Raw genomic sequence first — 18,439 nt, 5'->3', positions numbered from 1 at the left:
ACCTAGGCGGGCGGCGATGCGGGATCGATCAGCGCTTCGATCGTGCGCGACAGCCGCGCGAGGTCTGCCGGTTCCGACAGGCGATGTCCGGCCGACTTGACCAGCGTGAGATCCACATCGTCCGTGGCCAGGAGGTCGACCAGCGCCCGGCTGTGCTCCCAGGGCACGTCTTCGTCACGCATGCCCTGCAGAATGCGCACCGGCGCCTTCACCGGAATGCCGCCCTCCGCCAGAAGATGGTTTCGCCCGTCTTCGATGAGGATCTTCGTGATGGGATAGGGATCGTCATAGTTGGACGGGGCGTAGAACACGCCCTCGGTGAGGACCGCGTTCCGTGACTTCTCCGACATCTTCTCCCACATCAGCTTCTCGGTCATGTCCCAGGCCGGGGCAATGAGGACCAGGCCCTTGAGACGGGCGTCGCCGCTTCGGGCCATCGCACGGGCCAGGAGGAGCGAAATCCAGCCGCCGAGCGACGAGCCAACGAGCACGATGGGGCGCCGACCGGCGAGCGCCATCATCGCCTGCGCTTCTTCCAGCCAGTCGCTGACGGAGGCCCGCTCGATATCGCCGCCGGAGAGCCCGTGGCCCGAATAGTCGAACCGGAGCATGGCGTAGCCGCTGGCCGCCGCCCAATTGCTCAAATAGACGACCTTTGTGCTGGCCATGTCGGACAGGAAGCCCGACAGCCAAACGATGGCCGGGCTCGCATCCGCCGCGCCCGGGTCGAAACGGTAGGCGATGCGGCGGCGACGATCGCCTTGGCCAGTCTCCAGAACTTGGCCAATCTCCAGAAAATGTGGTTCTTGCTGATCCATCGAATGAGGTGCCCGCGCTTTGGCTAGATGAGGGTGAAACGAGGCAATGTCGGACGTGACCATATTGCAGGTTGTGCCGCGGCTTGAAACCGGAGGCAGCGAGCAATCGACCGTCGAAATTGCCGAGGCGCTCACCCAAGCCGGGGCGAGGGCTCTCGTTGCCACCGAAGGGGGCCGGTTGGCAACCGCCCTTGAGGAGGCCGGCGGCGAGATCATCGAACTCCCGGTGGCCAGCAAGAACCCCGTGACGGTCCTCGCTAATGCAAGGCGCCTGACGCGGCTTGTCGAAGAGCGGAACGTCACGCTGCTGCACGCGCGCAGCCGCGCCCCGGCTTGGAGCGCGTATCTTGCCGCCCGCCACACGAACCGGCCGTTCGTGACGACCTATCACGGGGCCTATAGCGGACGGAGCCGGCTGAAGACGCTGTACAACAGCGTCATGGCCCGCGGGGACCGGGTCATCGCGAACTCGCGCTTCACGGCCGGCCTGGTCAGTAGCCGCTACCCGGTGCCGCCGGAGCATCTGCACGTGATCCATCGCGGCTTCGACGTGTCGGCCTTCGATCCGGACAGAATTGCGCCGGACCGCATCGAACGGCTGCGCCGCGCCTGGGGTATCGCGCCGGGCCAGCGGGTGGTCCTGCAGGCCGCCCGGCTGACGCGCTGGAAAGGGCACGCCCATACGATCGAGGCCGCACGCCTGCTGAAGGCGGATGGGCGCCTCGGCGATGCGGTCTTCGTTTTCGCGGGCGACAGCCAAGGGCGCGACGAGTATCGCGGCGAACTCGAGTCGGAGATCGCCGAAGCGGGCCTCGCCGGCATCGTGCGGCTCGTTGGCCATTGCGACGACATTCCGGCGGCCTTCACCTTGGCCGACATCGCCGTGGTCGCGTCAACACGGGCGGAGACATTTGGACGCACCAGCATCGAGTCCCAAGCGGCCGGCTGCCCGGTCGTTGTCACCGACGTGGGGGCGGCAAGCGAGAACGTGGTCGCCGAAGACGCTGGCGACGGCAGGACCGGTTGGGTTGTCCCGGCCGCCGACTCGCTCGCGCTGGCCGACTGCCTGGCCAATGCGTTAACCCTGTCGCCTCAGAGGCTTGCGGAAATTGCACGGCGGGCACGGTCGCATGCGCAAGACCACTTCGCCTTGCGCGAGATGCAACGGGCTACGCTTGCCGTGTACGACGAACTCTTAGGTACGGAACTGGCCCGCAGGTTCGCCTCATTTAATTCATTCTAATCGTTCAAATTTTCGTGTGGCGCCCCAGGGCAACTTTGCCCCTTTTTTGCCTAGCTTCCGCCGCGTCATTCTGTATTCAATAAGAGATCGGTTCTCGCTGGCGCCAATCGGGCATTCTCGTAGGGAACCAAGGCCCTAAAGAGAATGTTAAGTATGGTGGTGCCAGTCTACTAACCATGTTTCCAACTGTTTCGATAGAAATGCAGGCACGAGCTGATTTGGGGCACGGCGCGAATACGCCGCCGCTGCATTTCATCTACCACGTGCCCAAATGCGCTGGCCGCACGATTGATCGGCACTTGGCGAGCACGTTGCCTGCGTCGGCCTATTATCGGTTGCGCAAGCGCCGGGGCATGGGCCGCTTCGTAACCCGGTACGATTCATCGCGGCTCCCCGTCTCCAACGCCACGCGCGTGGTGAGCGGTCACCACCTGGGAATCTCGCTCGATTCGCTGTTTCAGGATCGGCTGATCAAGCGCAGCATGTTGTTGCGCGATCCGGCGAGCCACTTCGTGTCCTATTACAACTACCGCATGACCCGCTACATCAGCGAGGGTCTGCAACCCTATGGCGTCGACGTCGCCTACGGGGCGATGCGGCGCAATTTCATCACCCACTACATCCTCAACAATTTTCTCGAGTTGAGCTGGGTACAGATCGCCAGTCTCTCCGATCAGGACAAGTACGATTTGGCCAATGCTTTCTTGTCCATGTTCTGGTTCGTCGGCGACTACACGCTGTGCGACGGCCTGCTCTCCGCGCTTGGCGACCGGCTCGGCATCCCTGCCAATGCACGGCCCCGCAACACGCTTGCGGACTTGGCCCGCGGTGCAGGATGGACGCCGCTGACGCTGGATCTGTTGCCCCGCACAATGGTCGCGAACATCGAGGCGGAGAACAACGTCGACCAGAGATTGTGGGAGACCTGGCGCGAGGCCCGTCACGAAACCGGCGCCGTGCGCCCGGTCGCGCTCGACAACGGCAGGTCCAGCTTCATCAGCAACGAGGCGATCCGCTTCGTGCACCAGATCGTCCGCCGGCTGCAGCGGCGCTGGGGCCTCTTCGACGCTGGACTGCCTGTGCCGCAGGAAGACCGGGTCACGCTCGCTTAGCACCGGTCCAAGCCGCGTACGGTCCCGACCCCCAAACAGATGACGTGGCCGGTGCCATGCCGCACGGCATGACAGGTGCTTCCGGGCCGGTCTGTGAGGTGCTATGGCATACGGACTGAGTCAGTTGATCCTACAGCACTTTAGGGCCTGGGCCCGAGACACCACACCGGAATCTCCATGCGGAAACTTGCCAAACTCGCGCTCCGGCGAGAGCCCGCGATCATCCGTACGCTGTTCTTCCTTGGGCCTCTCGTAGCGCTTCTGGTCCCGAAAACAACGGTTGCGGTTCTCATCGCGCTCTTCATCGTCTGCGCGATCCTCGCGCTCGCGCGCGGCGTCGATCCGAGAGCCCTGCTTCGGATCGACGTGCCCCTGGCTCTGTTCGGCGTAACCGCGGCCTATCTCTTCCTCAACGCGACCTGGTCTCTCGACCCGGAACGCGCCTTCACCACGGCGGCTTGGTTCGTCCTGATCGTTCTCATGGCCCATGGCGCCGCGCGCGCGCTGGCCCATTGGCCGAAACGGTCGCTGTGCATGGCGGCCACCGCGTTCCTTGCCGGCATCGGCGTCGGCACCGCATTCATCTTGTTCGAAGCCGCCACGGGCCGGATTGCCACGCTGGCGCTCTATCACCTCCTTCCCGTCACCCAGCCCGACAGTCTCAAAGGATTTAGCGTCCGCGACGGGGAGATCATGCGGATCGCGCCGAGCGAGTTGAACGCCATGGTCGCTGTCATGCTCATGGCGCTCTGGCCGGCGCTGCTCTGCATGGTGGCACGGCTTGGCTGCCGGAAAGGCTATCTCTTTGCCGGGGGGCTCTTGGCCGCGGCTGCCGCCACCATCTTCCTGTCGAATCACGACTCATCGAAAGTCGGGCTGGTCGCGAGCCTGGTCGTCTTCGCGTGCGCCATCTACTGGCCCAACGTGACGCGCTATGCCCTCTGGCTCGTCTGGTGCCTTGCTTTCGCATTCGTCGTCCCGCTGGCCGCGGCCGCCTACAAAGCCGACCTCCACCAGTCCGACAGGCTTCCCCCCTCGGCCCAGGCCCGCGTGACCCTTTGGGCCTACACGGCCGAGCAGATTCCCAAGGCGCCGTTTCTCGGCATCGGAGCCTCTTCGACCCGCAAGATCGATCAGTCTCTGGACAATCGGAAAATGCAGTGGAAGAAGAGGCTGAGGACGGAAGGCTTCGGCTGGCGCGCGCGCGGGCGCCCATGCGCATAACGCCTTCTTGCAGACCTGGTATGAGCTCGGGGCCGTCGGTGTCATCCTCTTCGTGGTGACAGGCTCCGCCCTCCTGCTATCCCTGGGGCGCCTCCCGCTAAAGACCCAGCCGTTTGCGCTGGCCCAGGTCGCGGCCTTCTTCGCGATCATCGCTTTCGCCTGGGGCATGTGGCAGGGATGGCTGATGGCGTTGACCGGTCTCGCGGCGCTCTACCTCGCGCTCGCCGTGAACGTCTATCGCGCGAAGCACTCCGAAGCGGCACCGGCTGCACCTTGATCCGAAAGCCAATTCCAGCACGACTTGTCAGGTGTTGCCGCCTTCTTGTAGAACTTTCCGCTTCTAACTTTGTTTTACTGTCGCGCCCCGTGCCTCGCCGCGGCGAGGGCGCACCAACACCAAAGGAGACTAAGACATCGCAAGACGGCCCATGAAGATGGCCCCCAACCGGGGCGGCCCCCGCACGAACGAGGGCATCGATACTCCCGAAATCCAGCTCATTGACGCGACCGGCGAGAATGTCGGCGTCGTGAATATCGAAGACGCGCTCGCGCGCGCTAGCGAGGCTGGGCTCGATCTCGTCGAGATTTCGCCCAACACCGACCCGCCAGTCTGCAAGATTCTGGATTACGGCAAGTACAAATATCAGGCTCAGAAAAAGGCCGCCGAGGCGCGCAAGAAGCAGCGCACCGTCGAGATCAAAGAGATCAAGATGCGGCCCAACATCGACACGCACGACTATGACGTGAAGATGCGGTCCATGAACCGGTTCTTCGAGGAAGGCGACAAGGTCAAGGTGACATTGCGCTTCCGCGGCCGTGAAATGGCCCACCAGGATCTGGGAATCCAGTTGCTCAACAAGGTCAAGGACGACACCACCGACATCGCGAAGGTAGAGTCCGAGCCCCGGCTGGAAGGGCGCCAGATGGTTATGGTGCTCGCGCCGCGCTAGGGCGCGCTCCGATCGCACGTACGGCGCTTGCGCTGGGGGCGCAATTCCCTTTATAAACCGCCGTTCAAGGAGCCGCCCGGCAGGGCATGCCGTGGCGGCTCGCATGCTTTCCAGCATTTTGTTCGGATATTGTTCAAGAACGCGGGCCCGGCCAATGCCGGAGCCAGCCAAAGAAGGAAGCCAAATGCCCAAGCTCAAGACGAAGAGCGGTGCCAAGAAGCGATTCAAGGTCACGGCCAACGGCAAGGTGAAATGCCTCGCCGCCGGCAAGCGTCACGGCATGATCAAGCGGACCAACAAGTTCATCCGGAATGCCCGGGGAACGATGGTTCTCTCCGACGAAGACGCAAAGATCGTGAAGAAGAATTTTCTCCCCTACGCCCGCTAGGGCTGGCGAGCAAACGCTTAAGGAGCACCGATAAATGTCCCGTGTAAAACGTGGCGTCACCGCCCATGCCCGTCACAGCAAGGTCCTGAAACAGGCCAAGGGCTATTACGGACGCCGTAAGAACACCATCCGCGTCGCCAAGCAGGCCGTGGAGAAGGCCGGTCAGTACGCCTATCGCGACCGCAAGGTGAGGAAGCGTACGTTCCGCTCACTGTGGATCCAGCGCATCAACGCCGCCGCGCGCCTCCATGGGGTGACCTATGGTCAGCTCATCGACGGCCTGAAAAAGGCCGGTATCGAGCTGGACCGCAAGGTCCTGGCCGATATCGCCGTGCGCGAGCCGCAAACCTTTCAAGGGTTGGTCGAAGCCGCCACTGCCGCCCGGGCGTAACGCCTAACCAAGCGGCAAGGAGCGAGACCGATGGCTGCGTCCGAACTCGACACCCTCAAGGCAGAGCTGCTTGAGGAGGTCGCGTCCGCGTCCGATTTGGCGCGCCTCGAAGAGGTGCGCGTGGGCGCGCTCGGCAAGAAGGGCCGCGTGTCGGCGCTGATGCAGCGGCTTGGCGCGATGCCGCCCGAAGAACGCCGGGATTTCGGCCAGGCCGTCAACGCCGTGAAGGTTGCCGTGTCCGACGCACTGGACGCGAAGCGCGAAACGCTGGCCCGCGAAGCGACGGCGGCGAGACTTGCTGCCGAGCGCGCCGACGTAACGCTGCCGGTGCGCGAAGGGCCCCTGGCCGAAGGGCGCGTGCACCCGGTCAGCCAGGTCACCGACGAGATCACCGAGATCTTCGCCGACATGGGCTTCTCGATCGCCGAAGGGCCGGACATCGAGACGGACTTCAACAACTTCACCGCGCTCAATATCCCGCCAGAGCACCCCGCGCGGCAGGATCACGACACGTTCTACTTCGCCGAGGCCCAGACGGGACGAGGCCCCGTGCTGCGCACCCATACCAGCCCCGTGCAGATTCGTACGATGCTGGCGAACAAGCCGCCGTTGCGCATCATCGCACCGGGGCGCGTTTATCGCTGCGATAGCGATCAGACCCATACGCCCATGTTCCATCAGGTGGAGGGGCTCGTGATCGACGAGGAGACCCATCTCGGCCACCTCAAATGGGTGCTCGAGGAATTTTGCAAGGCCTTCTTCGAAGTGCCGGAAGTGAAGATGCGCTTCCGCGCGAGCCATTTCCCCTTCACCGAGCCGTCGATGGAGGTCGATATCGGCTACGCCAAGGCGGGAGACGAGATCCGCATCGGTGAAGGCGACCAGTGGCTGGAAATCTTGGGCTGCGGCATGGTTCACCCGAACGTGCTCAAGGCCGTCGATCTCGATCCCAAGAAATATCAGGGCTTCGCCTTCGGCGTCGGCATCGACCGCCTGACCATGCTGAAATACGGCATGCCGGATCTGCGCGCCTTCTTTTCGGGCGACCTGCGCTGGCTCAAGCATTACGGCTTTCCGCCGCTCTCCGTGCCGACCCTTGCCGGGGGGCTGAGTTAGCCCATGAAGTTCACCCTGTCCTGGCTGAAGGAGCATCTCGACACGGAGGCATCCGTCGAGGAGATCGCCGACACGCTTACCCTGATCGGGCTCGAGATCGAAGAGGTGCTCGACCCGGCAAAGGCGCTTGGCGAGTTCCGCGTGGCCGAAGTGGTGACGGCGGAGAAGCATCCGGACGCCGACAAGCTGCAAGTGCTGCAGGTCAATACCGGCAAGGAGACGCTGCAGGTCGTGTGCGGGGCGCCCAATGCGCGCGCGGGTATGAAGGGCGTGTTCGCCCCGGTCGGCGCCTATGTGCCCGGCATCGACCTCACCCTGACCAAGGCCAACATCCGCGGCGTCGAATCGAACGGCATGATGGCCTCGGAGCGAGAGTTGGAACTCTCCGACGAACACACGGGCATCATCGAACTGCCTGCGAAGTCGCGTGTCGGCAGTTCGGCCGCGAAGGCGCTTGGCCTCGACGACGTCGTGTTCGACGTCGCCATCACGCCCAACCGGCCCGACTGCCTCGGCGTGCGGGGCGTCGCCCGCGATCTTGCGGCGGCGGGCCTCGGCAAGCTCAAAAAGGATCCGGTCAAGCCGGTCAAAGGCGCGTTCGACAATCCGATCCCGGTCAGACTGGATTTCGACAAGGAGACGAAGGACGCCTGCCCTGTCTTTGCAGGGCGCCTGGTGCGCGGGATCAGGAACGGGCCGAGCCCGGCCTGGCTGCAAGCGCGGCTGAAGGCAATCGGGCTTCGTCCCATCAACGCCCTGGTCGATATCACGAACTATATCTCCTACGACCGCGCCCGCCCCTTGCACGTCTACGACGCGGACAAGCTGACCGGCGCGGTCCATGCGCGGCTCGGCAGAACAGGCGAGAGCTTCGAAGCGCTCGACGGGAAGACCTACAAGGTCGACGCGGAGATGTGCGTCATCGCCGACGACCAGGTCGTGCTCGGCCTCGGGGGCGTGATGGGCGGCGAGGAGACCGGCTGCACCGAGGAGACGGTCAACGTCTTCATCGAGTCGGCCTATTTCGATCCCAAGCGCACGGCGCGCACGGGCCGGACCTTGAACATCGTCTCGGATGCGCGGTTCAGGTTCGAGCGCGGCATCGATCCGCAATCGGCCGAGCCCGGCATCGAGCTGGCGACCGCAATGGTGCTCGACCTGTGTGGCGGCGAAGCCAGCGACGTGACCGTGGCCGGGCGCGCACCGAAGTCCAACCCGCCCTTCCGGTTCGACTTGCGGCTGATCGGCCGCCTGAGTGGCCTCTCCCTGCTTCACCGCGACATCCTGCGTAAGCTCAAGGCTCTCGGGATCGCGCTGGAGGGCGACGGCCATGTGCGCAAAGCCGCCCCGCCCTCCTGGAGGCCCGACCTTTCGATCCCCGCCGATCTCGTGGAAGAAATCGTGCGCCTGACGGGCGTCGACCGCATTCCGGCGACGCCGCTGTCGCACCTGTCGGGGGTCGCCAAACCGGTCTTGACGCCCGCGCAGAAACGGGCCCGCACCGTGCGCCGTCTGCTGGCCGCCCGTGGCCTGGTCGAGGCCGTCACCTGGTCCTTTATTCCGGAAAGCGAGGCCGCCCTGTTCGGCGGAGGGGACGCGGCGCTGGCACTCGACAACCCTATCTCGACCGAGATGTCCCACATGCGTCCGAGCCTCCTGCCCGGACTCATCAGCGCGGCCAAGCGCAACCGGGACCGGGGCTTTGCGGACGGCGGACTGTTCGAACTCGGCAACGCCTATCGCGGTCTTGAGGCGCAGGATCAATCCGCAGCCGCGAGCGGCGTCCGCTTCGGGCAGTCCTCCCTTGCGGGCGCGGGCCGGCATTGGTCCGGCGCGGCGCCCGAAGCCGGTTGGGCGGCGGTCAAGGCCGACGCCATGGCCGCGCTCGAAGCGCTCGGCCTCGGTCAAGGCAAGGTGCAGATCACCCGCGAGGCGCCGGATTGGTTCCACCCGGGCCGTTCGGGCGCGATCAAGCTCGGCCCCAAGACGACGCTCGGCGTCTTCGGCGAGCTTCATCCCGATACGCTCGCGAAGCTCGATGCGGACGGGCCCATGGCCGCGTCGAGATCTATCTCGGCAATTTGCCGCCCACGAAAGCCAAAGGCACGGCCAAGCCGGCCCTCGGACGCCTCCGATCTCCAAGCGGTGCGCCGCGATTTCGCTTTCCTCGTGGATGCAGACACGGACGCCGGCGCCCTCATCCGGGCGGCGTCGGGCGCGGATCGCGTGCTTATCTCCGATGTCAGCGTATTCGACGAGTTCACCGGACAAGGCGTGCCGGAGGGCAAGAAATCGCTCGCCATCGAGGTGACGCTTCAGCCCCGCGACAAGACGCTGACCGACGAAGAGATCGACGCGGTGGCCGAGAAGGTCGTCGCGGGCGCAACAAGGCCACCGGCGGCACGCTGCGCTAGGCCCTTTTCCGGCAGCCACTCGCCAACCAATTGAAGTTGCAGTGGTTTCCGCCCCGCATGTTCCCCTTGCGTTCCCCGCGGATTCGGATCAATTTTTCGAGTCGATGCACCGATCGTGGTGCATCTCTCATGGAGAAACTCAAATGCCAAAGGGCAAAGCAAGTGCAGCTGGCGGCGGTGCCAAAACCGGCCGTGTCACCCCAGTCAAAAAGACCAAGAGCCGTTCCAGCACTCCCACGGTGGGAAGCATGGCCAAAGCCGGACAAGGCCCCGCCAAGGCCGGCCGTGCGCGGAAAAAATAGTCCCAACTCTCATTTGATCTCTCTCGAGGGCCACGCTCGTGGCCCTCGTTTTCCCGCCAAACCGCGTCGGCAATAGAGGCGCGTTGGCCCTAGAACTGCCCGAACCCGAAAATCGAATTGGTGTTGCGCTTCTTCTTGCGGCCTGCGCCGTAGAAGGGCTTGTCGGCGCAGGCGCTGGCGAGTTGCGCGGACAGCTGTGCTGGAACCGGCGGTGCGGGAGTCCATGCCCGGCACAGCGCCCCGATCCTGCCGCCAAGCGACTCCGCGCCAGGTGCGCAGTAGAGCCCGGTGCCGTCGCCGCGCGGCGTGAAGCGAAGGCCTTCCGCACCCGGACTATCTCCGAGCCGCGCGCCCAGATAATTCAAGGCGAAGATGCGCCGCGCGCCGTCTTGGGGCGAGAACCGTTGGGGGCGGACATGGGTGTTGGTGATCGGGATCGCTTCGATCGCGCCGACGGTCCATTTCGGGCCGGCCTTGGCGAGATGCACCTTGGTCAGATGGACCTTCGCCATGAGCCCATAGTCGCGGCACATCCCGAAGCGTTTCATCTCGGCGGTGCCCGGATGCAGGAAATTGCCGAGGCCGTAGAAGATGAGCGAGCTGCCGACCCGCTCGACCCCCTGCGCCACGTGCGGATGGTGGCCGACGATGAGATCGATGCCCTTCTCGCGCGCGGCGAAGGCGCGCCAATCGTCGAGCTGGCGCTTGTCGGGAACGACGCGCCCCTCGAGCCCGTAGTGAATGGACAGGATGCGATAGTCGGCCGGGACCTCGCGTAGACGGTTGACCACGATTTCGAAGTCCCCGCGCCGGCGATAGGCCGCCTGGCCTGGCTTGTTATTCCCCGCCCGGTGCTCGTCCCGCTGGCCCGTCACGATCCCCGTCGCCGCGAAGCCGAGTTTCATGCCGCCCAGTTCCAGGCAGCCGGGCCGCGTGGCTTCCTCGAAGTCGGCCCCCAGTCCCGCATAGGCGATCGCCTTGCCATCCGGGCGCGCGGCCCCCGCCACGGCCATGTGGTACAGCGTTTCCTCGGCGCCCTTCGGGCCGTAATCCATGGAATGGTTGTTGGCGAGGGAGAACAGGTTGAAGCCCGCGCCGACAAGCGCGTCGAGTCCGGCGGGGTGACTGCGAAAATTATAGGGCGAGGTCTGCCCTTTCATGTCCGGCGGCAGATCGTTGCGGTCGGTCACGACCGTTTCGAGATTGAGAAAGGCAAGATCGCCGTCCAATTCGTCCGCGACGCCGCTCAAGCTCTCCGCGAAGGTGAGCGACTGGCGGTTCTCGTGAAGCCGCGCGCATCGACGGGCGCGCCTTTCGGGTTGAAGCCCGTGTCGCCCGCCAGCACGAGCGTCAGCTGCGACGGCCCCTCGGCTCCGGACCCCCGGGCCAGGGGCGGCGCGCCGCCGATCGCCGCCGTGTACTCGGCGTTCCCGCAAGGGACGATCCGCATCCCGGCTTGCGCGCGATCCGCGGGTCCGGGCGCTGCCAGGAACACGGCTGTGGCGCAAACAAGTCTCGCTAAGCGCATGAGCCTCTTGACCCTAGAGCGGGGCCTTCAAGCGGTGGGTTCGAGTTCGGCGTCCGTCCGAATCGGTTCGGTATCGAATCCTAGATGATGATCGCGGGCAAAGTGAACCATTGCCCGTTCGGCCAGGGCACTGATGGTCAGAAGTGGGTTGCAGCCCAGCGACCGCGGCATGACGGACCCATCGCAGACATAGAGCCCCGCATGGGTCTCCGCGCCGGTGGGTCCGGCAAAGACCTGGCACTTGTGATCGACCGTGCCGGTCTCGGCCGTCTCGCCCATACCGCAGCCACCGAGCGGATGCGCCGTCGCCGGCCGCGCGCCCATATTGGTCGCGGCCAGCGGGTTCTTGATGTAGCGCCCGCCGACGGCTTCCGCGGCCCTGGTCAAGGCATCGTCGACGCGGGCGTACACCTCCTGTCGGGCGACGTCCGGCCAGTCGACCGCCACGGCATCGTCGCGCAGCACGAGGCGGCCGAGCGCCTCGTCATGCGATACGACGAAGAAGCTCTGCAGATGCGCGAGCGGTCCCTTGTAGACACCCTTGATCAGGCTCTGGGCCGCGCCCAGGAGCCGTCCGCCGGCGATGAAGAACACCGGCAGGAGCGGGGCGACCGAGGACGGCATTGTGCCTTCCTGAATGATCATGCTGGCATTGAGATCGTCCGCGTCCGGCAATTCGATCTGGCCCGCCACGCAGGCGCCGACAGGATCGTCCGTGAACTTCGGCGGCTCGCCGACGCCGACCGCATTGGCGCGGTTCCTACCCCCGAGTGCAAAGGCGATGATGTCGCCATTGGCGGAGAAGCCGTGCCCCAGCCGGTCCGAAGCCTTGAGGCCGCGCTCGCGCGAGCGCAGGAGGATCTCGGTGGAGCCCAGCGTGCCCGCGCCGAGGAACACGGTCTTGGCGTCCACGGACGCCGTCTCGGACGCATCGGCCGTGGCTGCGAAATGCACCCGCCAGCCCCCGCTCAGTCTCTCCACATGGCTGACGGCAAGCTCGGTGAATATCTCCGCGCCATGGCGCTTGGCATCGGCGAGATAGGTGACCGCGATGGAGTTCTTGGCCCCGACATTGCAGCCCGAGCAGCAATCGCCGCACAGCGTGCAGGCCGCTTGGGCGATCCCGGCGGGGTTCACCACTGCGTCGAAACTGACCGTGACGGGGGCCGTGACCGGCGCCTTGCCGAAGACGCCGCTCGCCGCTTCCAACGCGCGGTACTTGGTAAGCGCGGGCGCGTCCGCATGGCGCGTCGGGCGCAGCATCGCAGCGGCCCGCTCGAAGCCGAGATCCAGGAGCCCGTCCGTTCGGATGGCATCGGGCCAGGCCGCATGGGCAAACACCCGCGCGTCGGGACGCAAGGCGACGCCCGCGTTGATCAGCGAGCCGCCGCCGAGGCCGCAACCGACAACCACGTTGATGTCCGATCCAAGGCGTACGTCGTAAAGCCCCGTGCCGGGGCCTGAGCGCTTCTTGCCACTGTGGACCTGGAGCTCGCGGCGCAGCTCCGGCATGCGCGACGGAAACGCGCCGACCGGCACCTCGCGGCCGCGCTCCAGTACGCAGACCCGTTGGCCCGCGCGAGAGAGCCGGGAGGCGGCGATGCCGCCGCCATAGCCGGACCCGACCACAACGACATCGTAGGCGGGACGCATGGCCGCGCGCGCAAGGGACAACATCTCAGGCTGCTGCATGCCTCTCAATACCCCGGTTCAAACAGGAGTTCCAATACGTTATGCGCGACGAGGCGCGGCCGCATCACTTCCAATCACACAACCGCGAGAGCCTCTATCGCCATGGGGGCCGACTCCTTATCGTCTGAGACAGACAACAATGTGGAGACGTTCCATGATCGCGCGATGGATTTGCGCCACGCTGACCGGCGCCTTTCTGGCACTGTGCGTGTTCGCCATGAACTGCCAAACCGCCGAGGCAGAAGACGCGGCCGCGACCAAGACGGCCATCTTCGCCGGAGGCTGTTTCTGGTGCGTGGAAGATGCGTTCGACAAGGTCGAGGGCGTGACCGAAACGGTCTCGGGCTATGCGGGCGGCGACTTACCCAACCCGACCTATGGCAACCACGAAGGACATGTGGAAGCGCTCAAGGTCACCTACGATCCATCAAAGGTGAGCTACGCGGAGCTGCTGGACAATTTCTGGCACAATATCGACCCGTTCGATGCGACCGGGCAGTTCTGCGACAAGGGGCCCGCCTACCGGACGGTTGTGTTCGTTTCGGACGATACGGAAAAGGCGCTCGCCGAGCAGACGAAGCAGGACATCGCGAAGCGCTTCAGCAAGGACGTCGCGACCGACATCCGTCCCACCAGCACGTTCACCGCCGCCGAGGAGTACCACCAGGACTACCACACCAAGAATCCGGTGAGCTACAAGTACTACAAATGGAATTGCGGCCGCGCCCAGCGCCTGTCGGAAATCTGGGGCGACAAGTCCAGCTGACACGAAGAAGGGGCGCTCGCGCATGGCACGACGCCCCTTTTTCAAACCGCTACGGCCTCACGGCTAGTAGTCGAGCCAGATGCGGCGCTTGCGGGCCTTCTTCCACGCCTTGCGGTTGTCCTCCCAAGCCTCGCGCCGGTCCTTGCAGGCCCGCTTGTAGGCCTTGCGCGCACGCTTGTCGTAGGGGTACAGCCAGTCCGCGCGGTCGCCGCAGCTGGGGCGGGCACTTGCCGGGGCCGGCGCCGTGACGAGCGTTGCGGCGCCCGCGATCATCGCGGCGGCCATCGAGAACAGAACGAGTTTCTTCATCGTATTTCTCCTCCTTCGTGGGTTTCGGACCCGGCACCTCGGTCCCGGCCTAGATGGCAAAAGAAAGGGGCCCCAATGAGCCCCTTTCGTGCATTTCGGTTGTCGGATGACGTGAAGTCGCGTTGCGCGCTTACGAGCGGTCCTTCAAGAAGTTGAGCTTGGAGAGCTTGCCGCCCTCGGCCTTGGCCGACTTCATCGACTTCTTGCATTCGCGCTTCATCTGAACGCGCTCCTTGATGTTGCTGGCCTTGGCCTTGGCCATTTCAGCGCACGTGCTGGCAGCCTGAACCGGGGACGCAAGGGTGGCACCGGCGATCAGAGCAGCAGCAGCGGCTGCGAGAACCACGTTCTTTTTCATCGATTTTGATCCTTAGAGGGAGTCTCGAGATCCGAGACCAAGGGTTGGACGCGAGGCTTCGGTGCATCCGCGAATCGGCCGAATCCTCTACGATCGGAAGAGCACTTCCTATCGGGCGTTTTATAGTCGCTGACAACTGCGAAATTGCGGCAGCCGGGGGCACGATTTGGCCAAAGTTTTCCCTTGCGGGACAGGGCCGCACTCCCAGCTTGACCTTTGGCGGTTTGCACCCCTACCTAGCCGCCCATGAGTTCGGCGACACCGCTTTCCCACATCCGCAACTTCTCGATCATCGCCCATATCGACCATGGCAAGTCGACCCTGGCCGACCGGCTGATTCAGCTCTGCGGCGGGCTGACGGAACGGGAGATGAAAGAGCAGGTGCTCGATTCCATGGACATCGAGCGCGAGCGCGGCATCACCATCAAGGCCCAGACCGTGCGCCTCGACTACCGGGCGAAGGACGGCCAGCTTTACGAGCTGAACCTGATCGACACGCCGGGGCATGTGGACTTCGCCTACGAGGTGAACCGGTCGCTTGCCGCGTGCGAGGGCTCGCTCCTCGTCGTCGACGCGACCCAGGGCGTGGAGGCGCAAACGCTCGCCAACGTGTACCAGGCCCTGGAGAACGATCACGAGGTCGTCCCGGTGCTGAACAAGATCGATTTGCCGGCGGCGGAGCCCGAGCGCGTGCGGGAACAGATCGAGGACGTGATCGGTCTCGACGCATCCGACGCGGTCGAGATTTCCGCCAAGACCGGCCTCGGCGTGGAGGACGTCCTGGAGGCGATCGTGACCCGCCTGCCGCCGCCGCAAGGCAACCCGGACGCGCCGCTCAAGGCCATGCTCGTGGACAGCTGGTACGACGCCTATCTCGGCGTGGTCGTTCTCGTCCGCATTATCGACGGGACGCTGCGCAAGGGCCAACGCATCCGGCTGATGTCGACGGGCGCAGGCTATCAGGTCGACCGCTGCGGCATCTTCCGCCCGAAACAGGAGATGCGCGACGCGCTCGGCCCCGGCGAGATCGGCTTCTTCACCGCCGCCATCAAGGAGGTGGCCGATACGCGCGTGGGCGACACCGTGACGGACGAGAAGCGGCCGGCCACGGAACCGCTTCCCGGGTTCCAGCCGGCCCAGCCGGTCGTGTTCTGCGGGTTGTTTCCCGTGGACTCCGGCGACTTCGAGGATTTGCGCGAAGCGGTCGGCAAGCTGCGGCTGAACGATGCGAGCTTCGAGTACGAGATGGAGACCTCCGCCGCGCTCGGCTTCGGCTTCCGTTGCGGCTTTCTCGGCCTCTTACATCTGGAGATCATCCGTGAACGGCTCGAGCGCGAATTCAATATCGATCTCATCGCCACGGCGCCGTCGGTCGTCTACCAGGTGTACCTGACCGACGGCACGATGGTCGAGCTGCACAATCCGGCCGACATGCCCGAGCCCCAGAAGATCGAGCGCATCGAGGAACCCTGGATCGAGGCAAACATCCTCGTGCCGGACGAGCATCTCGGCGCGGTGCTGAAGCTCTGCGAAGACCGACGCGGGCGGCAGAAGACCCTCACCTATGCGGGCTCCCGCGCGATGATCGTCTACGACCTGCCGCTCAACGAGGTGGTGTTCGATTTCTACGACCGGCTGAAATCGGTCACGCGCGGCTATGCCTCCTTCGACTATCACATCACCGACTACGAGCCCGGCGACCTCGTGAAGATGTCGATGCTGGTGAACGCGGAGCCCGTCGACGCGCTGTCTGTCATCGTGCACCGAGCCCGCGCCGAGGCGCGCGGGCGTGCCATGGTCGAGAAGCTGAAGGACCTGATCCCGCGGCACATGTTCAAGATCCCGATCCAGGCGGCGATAGGCGGCAAGGTCATCGCGCGCGAGACCATCAGTGCCCTGCGCAAGGACGTGACCGCCAAATGCTATGGCGGCGACATCACCCGCAAGCGCAAGCTGCTCGAGAAGCAGAAGGCGGGTAAGAAGAAGATGCGCAGCTTCGGCAAGGTCGACATCCCCCAGGAAGCCTTCATCGCTGCCCTCAAGATGGACGCGGATTAGGCGCGCTCTTTCGGACGAAACCAAATCGCCGCCCCCCGCGTTATGGATGCGGCACCCCGCGCCGCGGGCGCGATTTCGCGTGCCTTACACGGATGGCCAAGCTGGCAACGCAGAATTTCTAAGTTCTGTGTCTGTATACGTTGGTCTATACTTGAACTATTCCGCCTCATTGCTGACTAAGTTTGCCGAAGCCCGCCACATATCGGGCACTTTGGTGATTTTAACTTGTTATTTTACTTTATTTACTTGACAGGTGCGAATCCATCACTTTCCATTCGGTCCGGGGGACGTGTCTATGAGGGGTATGTCATGCGGATCGCAATGGTCCTTGGACTGGCCGGATTGTGCCTGCTCTCCCCGCCGGGGATCGCAAGCAGTCGCGCCGGCGACGCAACGCAAGAATCCGATGCGCTGACCGAAACCACCGTGACCGTCATGTCCGGAAGCCCGTTCGACGGCCACGCGGTCATCGTTCGCGACATGGCGGCCGTGCTGGACGACAGTCCCTCTTTGCGCGTGGTGCCGATGATCGGCCGGGGCCCGGCCCAAACGCTGAAAGACGTCCTGTTCCTCGACGGCGTCGACATGGGCATCACCCATTCGACGGTGCTCAACCACTTCGCCGAGACGGGAGAACTCGGCCCCATCCGCGACCGGCTCGTCTATGTGGCCAAGCTCTTCAATGAAGACCTCCACCTTTTGGCGCGCGCGGACAACGCGAGCGTCCAGTCCTTGAGCGGCAAGACCGTGAATGTGGGGCCGGCCGGAAGCGGGACGGAGATCGCCGCACGGATCGTGTTCGAGGCTCTCGGTCTACACGTTGAGGAGGCCCATCTCGATACGGCCGACGCCATCGTGGCACTCAAGTCGGGCGAGATCGCCGCCACGATCGTGATCGGGACGACGCCGATCACCGGCCTGACGCGGCTCGGGCCGGATTCGGGTCTGGCGCTCCTGCCGATCCCCTACGCCAAGGGTCTCGAGGATGACACCTATCCATCGGCCCTAGCGCATGACGACTACCCGGGCTTGATCGAGCACGGGGAGCGCATCGACACCGTTTCCATCTGCACCGTACTCGTGGCGCTGAACGATCAGGCGGATGCTGCCCACCAGGCCAAGATCGAGCGCTTCGTGGGGCAGTTCTTCTCGACCTTCGACGCGCTCCAGCAACAGCCGCACCATCCCAAATGGCGCGAAGTGAATTTCGCCGCGACGCTCGAAGACTGGCGCCGCGCGCCGCAAGCGCAGGCCTGGCTCGACACCGCAAGGAGCAAGGCGGTCGCCGAGGCGCGCGAGCAGGCGAGCTTCAAGGCCTTCCTGACCCAGGCGGGGGATGTCGTCAGCCCCGACGCGGTTTCGGAGGCGGACCAGGAAAAGTTGTTCCGTGCCTTCAAGGCTGGAGCGAGGCCACGCTCGAATTGACCCAATCGGCACACGCCCGATCGCCGCGCGCGACCGGCATCTTTCAAGGGAGGTCATCGTGGTACAGTCAGCGTTGAAACAAGACGGCTTTCCGGACGAGATCTTGCGGCTCGCGGAGCAGCTCAATGAGCTTCGCCGCTTGGAAGCCGGCTCGCCGCGGCAAACACCGATCAAAGCGCGTCCTCGCTTGCGCGGCGCTTCGCGCCCGATGTCGCGCGCCAGCGCGCGGCCGCGGCGATCCGACCGTGCTGCCGCCGGCCCGGCCGACGCCGCGGCGGTCCGCGCCCGCGCCCCGGCGTCTCGCGGTGCCGCCGCCTCGGACTGGCTACCGGGACCGTCGTGGTC

General features: G+C 64.8%; 19 protein-coding genes. 13 read left to right on the top strand and 6 right to left on the bottom strand.

Annotation, left to right across the window (positions count from 1 at the left end):
- Positions 1 to 2 precede the first annotated feature (2 nt).
- Complete coding sequence (locus AUC68_RS05090) at positions 3 to 818, bottom strand: alpha/beta hydrolase (protein WP_083240437.1); 816 nt, start codon at positions 816 to 818, stop codon at positions 3 to 5.
- Positions 819 to 864: 46 nt separating this feature from the next.
- Here AUC68_RS05090 and AUC68_RS05085 point away from each other — a divergent pair, with 46 nt between their 5' ends.
- From AUC68_RS05085 to pheT, 9 genes are all read left to right on the top strand, one after another.
- The gene (locus AUC68_RS05085; protein WP_069436653.1) at positions 865 to 2,061 is read left to right on the top strand and encodes a glycosyltransferase family 4 protein; all 1,197 of its coding nucleotides are present in this window, start codon (positions 865 to 867) and stop codon (positions 2,059 to 2,061) included.
- 200 nt (positions 2,062 to 2,261) lie between these two features.
- Positions 2,262 to 3,173, top strand: a complete 912-nt coding sequence (locus AUC68_RS05080) for a hypothetical protein (protein ID WP_141701101.1) — start codon at positions 2,262 to 2,264, stop codon at positions 3,171 to 3,173.
- A 177-nt stretch (positions 3,174 to 3,350) separates the two neighbouring features.
- Positions 3,351 to 4,397, top strand: coding sequence for an O-antigen ligase family protein (locus tag AUC68_RS05075; protein WP_069436651.1), 1,047 nt, complete (start codon positions 3,351 to 3,353; stop codon positions 4,395 to 4,397).
- Positions 4,398 to 4,404: 7 nt separating this feature from the next.
- Positions 4,405 to 4,674 carry a hypothetical protein gene (locus tag AUC68_RS05070; RefSeq protein ID WP_069436650.1) on the top strand — a complete coding sequence of 90 codons (270 nt, stop codon included), beginning with the start codon at positions 4,405 to 4,407 and terminating at the stop codon, positions 4,672 to 4,674.
- A 151-nt stretch (positions 4,675 to 4,825) separates the two neighbouring features.
- Positions 4,826 to 5,347: a translation initiation factor IF-3 gene (gene infC / locus AUC68_RS05065; protein WP_069436649.1), complete on the top strand. Its 522-nt coding sequence runs from the start codon at positions 4,826 to 4,828 to the stop codon at positions 5,345 to 5,347.
- Positions 5,348 to 5,531: 184 nt separating this feature from the next.
- A complete protein-coding gene (gene rpmI, locus AUC68_RS05060; protein ID WP_069437023.1) occupies positions 5,532 to 5,735 on the top strand; it encodes a 50S ribosomal protein L35 in 204 nt (67 codons plus the stop codon).
- A 34-nt stretch (positions 5,736 to 5,769) separates the two neighbouring features.
- A complete protein-coding gene (gene rplT, locus AUC68_RS05055) occupies positions 5,770 to 6,126 on the top strand; it encodes a 50S ribosomal protein L20 (RefSeq protein ID WP_069436648.1) in 357 nt (118 codons plus the stop codon).
- A gap of 30 nt (positions 6,127 to 6,156) precedes the next feature.
- On the top strand, positions 6,157 to 7,242 hold the full coding sequence (gene pheS, locus AUC68_RS05050; RefSeq protein WP_069436647.1) for a phenylalanine--tRNA ligase subunit alpha: 1,086 nt from the start codon (positions 6,157 to 6,159) through the stop codon (positions 7,240 to 7,242).
- A 3-nt stretch (positions 7,243 to 7,245) separates the two neighbouring features.
- Positions 7,246 to 9,690: a phenylalanine--tRNA ligase subunit beta gene (gene pheT / locus AUC68_RS05045; protein WP_083240436.1), complete on the top strand. Its 2,445-nt coding sequence runs from the start codon at positions 7,246 to 7,248 to the stop codon at positions 9,688 to 9,690.
- A gap of 357 nt (positions 9,691 to 10,047) precedes the next feature.
- On the opposite strand, the gene AUC68_RS05040 is transcribed toward pheT, so the two are convergent.
- The 3 genes from AUC68_RS05040 to AUC68_RS05030 are packed head-to-tail and all read right to left on the bottom strand — an operon-like array spanning position 10,048 to position 13,178.
- Complete coding sequence (locus tag AUC68_RS05040; RefSeq protein WP_069436646.1) at positions 10,048 to 11,208, bottom strand: CapA family protein; 1,161 nt, start codon at positions 11,206 to 11,208, stop codon at positions 10,048 to 10,050.
- Positions 11,205 to 11,486: a hypothetical protein gene (locus AUC68_RS16690; protein ID WP_158008238.1), complete on the bottom strand. Its 282-nt coding sequence runs from the start codon at positions 11,484 to 11,486 to the stop codon at positions 11,205 to 11,207. The genes AUC68_RS05040 and AUC68_RS16690 overlap by 4 nt, the downstream gene beginning before the upstream one ends.
- A 27-nt stretch (positions 11,487 to 11,513) precedes the next feature.
- Positions 11,514 to 13,178: a GMC oxidoreductase gene (locus AUC68_RS05030; RefSeq protein ID WP_083240434.1), complete on the bottom strand. Its 1,665-nt coding sequence runs from the start codon at positions 13,176 to 13,178 to the stop codon at positions 11,514 to 11,516.
- 154 nt (positions 13,179 to 13,332) lie between these two features.
- On the opposite strand from AUC68_RS05030, the gene msrA reads away from it, so the two are divergent.
- The gene (msrA, locus tag AUC68_RS05025) at positions 13,333 to 13,944 is read left to right on the top strand and encodes a peptide-methionine (S)-S-oxide reductase MsrA (protein WP_083240433.1); all 612 of its coding nucleotides are present in this window, start codon (positions 13,333 to 13,335) and stop codon (positions 13,942 to 13,944) included.
- Positions 13,945 to 14,007: 63 nt separating this feature from the next.
- On the opposite strand, the gene AUC68_RS05020 is transcribed toward msrA, so the two are convergent.
- Positions 14,008 to 14,253, bottom strand: coding sequence for a hypothetical protein (locus AUC68_RS05020; RefSeq protein ID WP_069436643.1), 246 nt, complete (start codon positions 14,251 to 14,253; stop codon positions 14,008 to 14,010).
- 130 nt (positions 14,254 to 14,383) lie between these two features.
- A complete protein-coding gene (locus AUC68_RS16315) occupies positions 14,384 to 14,611 on the bottom strand; it encodes a hypothetical protein (protein WP_141701100.1) in 228 nt (75 codons plus the stop codon).
- A 246-nt stretch (positions 14,612 to 14,857) separates the two neighbouring features.
- Between AUC68_RS16315 and lepA the strand changes: the two genes are divergently transcribed.
- The 3 genes from lepA to AUC68_RS17080 all read left to right on the top strand — a co-directional run.
- Positions 14,858 to 16,669 carry a translation elongation factor 4 gene (gene lepA, locus AUC68_RS05015; protein WP_069436642.1) on the top strand — a complete coding sequence of 604 codons (1,812 nt, stop codon included), beginning with the start codon at positions 14,858 to 14,860 and terminating at the stop codon, positions 16,667 to 16,669.
- Positions 16,670 to 16,978: 309 nt separating this feature from the next.
- On the top strand, positions 16,979 to 18,094 hold the full coding sequence (locus AUC68_RS05010; RefSeq protein WP_069436641.1) for a TAXI family TRAP transporter solute-binding subunit: 1,116 nt from the start codon (positions 16,979 to 16,981) through the stop codon (positions 18,092 to 18,094).
- 58 nt (positions 18,095 to 18,152) lie between these two features.
- Positions 18,153 to 18,439 (top strand): hypothetical protein (locus tag AUC68_RS17080; RefSeq protein ID WP_204376964.1); only part of this gene is annotated, 287 nt, incomplete at its 3' end.

This window comes from Methyloceanibacter methanicus, assembly GCF_001723285.1.
Classification (GTDB): domain Bacteria; phylum Pseudomonadota; class Alphaproteobacteria; order Rhizobiales; family Methyloligellaceae; genus Methyloceanibacter; species Methyloceanibacter methanicus.
The sequence above is the reverse complement of the archived record's forward strand: the minus strand, read 5'-3'. Positions and strand labels throughout refer to the sequence as shown.

Bases quoted from the DNA above. Each gene is read 5' to 3' on its own strand.
- AUC68_RS05030 (WP_083240434.1), bottom strand. From the start codon at position 13,178: ATGCAGCAGCCTGAGATGTTGTCCCTTGCGCGCGCGGCCATGCGTCCC.
- rpmI (WP_069437023.1), top strand. From the start codon at position 5,532: ATGCCCAAGCTCAAGACGAAGAGCGGTGCCAAGAAGCGATTCAAGGTC.
- msrA (WP_083240433.1), top strand. From the start codon at position 13,333: ATGATCGCGCGATGGATTTGCGCCACGCTGACCGGCGCCTTTCTGGCA.
- AUC68_RS05085 (WP_069436653.1), top strand. From the start codon at position 865: ATGTCGGACGTGACCATATTGCAGGTTGTGCCGCGGCTTGAAACCGGA.
- AUC68_RS05080 (WP_141701101.1), top strand. From the start codon at position 2,262: ATGCAGGCACGAGCTGATTTGGGGCACGGCGCGAATACGCCGCCGCTG.
- pheS (WP_069436647.1), top strand. From the start codon at position 6,157: ATGGCTGCGTCCGAACTCGACACCCTCAAGGCAGAGCTGCTTGAGGAG.
- AUC68_RS16690 (WP_158008238.1), bottom strand. From the start codon at position 11,486: ATGCGCTTAGCGAGACTTGTTTGCGCCACAGCCGTGTTCCTGGCAGCG.
- AUC68_RS05090 (WP_083240437.1), bottom strand. From the start codon at position 818: ATGGATCAGCAAGAACCACATTTTCTGGAGATTGGCCAAGTTCTGGAG.
- AUC68_RS16315 (WP_141701100.1), bottom strand. From the start codon at position 14,611: ATGAAAAAGAACGTGGTTCTCGCAGCCGCTGCTGCTGCTCTGATCGCC.
- AUC68_RS05020 (WP_069436643.1), bottom strand. From the start codon at position 14,253: ATGAAGAAACTCGTTCTGTTCTCGATGGCCGCCGCGATGATCGCGGGC.
- lepA (WP_069436642.1), top strand. From the start codon at position 14,858: ATGAGTTCGGCGACACCGCTTTCCCACATCCGCAACTTCTCGATCATC.
- rplT (WP_069436648.1), top strand. From the start codon at position 5,770: ATGTCCCGTGTAAAACGTGGCGTCACCGCCCATGCCCGTCACAGCAAG.
- AUC68_RS05010 (WP_069436641.1), top strand. From the start codon at position 16,979: ATGCGGATCGCAATGGTCCTTGGACTGGCCGGATTGTGCCTGCTCTCC.
- infC (WP_069436649.1), top strand. From the start codon at position 4,826: ATGAAGATGGCCCCCAACCGGGGCGGCCCCCGCACGAACGAGGGCATC.
- AUC68_RS05075 (WP_069436651.1), top strand. From the start codon at position 3,351: ATGCGGAAACTTGCCAAACTCGCGCTCCGGCGAGAGCCCGCGATCATC.
- pheT (WP_083240436.1), top strand. From the start codon at position 7,246: ATGAAGTTCACCCTGTCCTGGCTGAAGGAGCATCTCGACACGGAGGCA.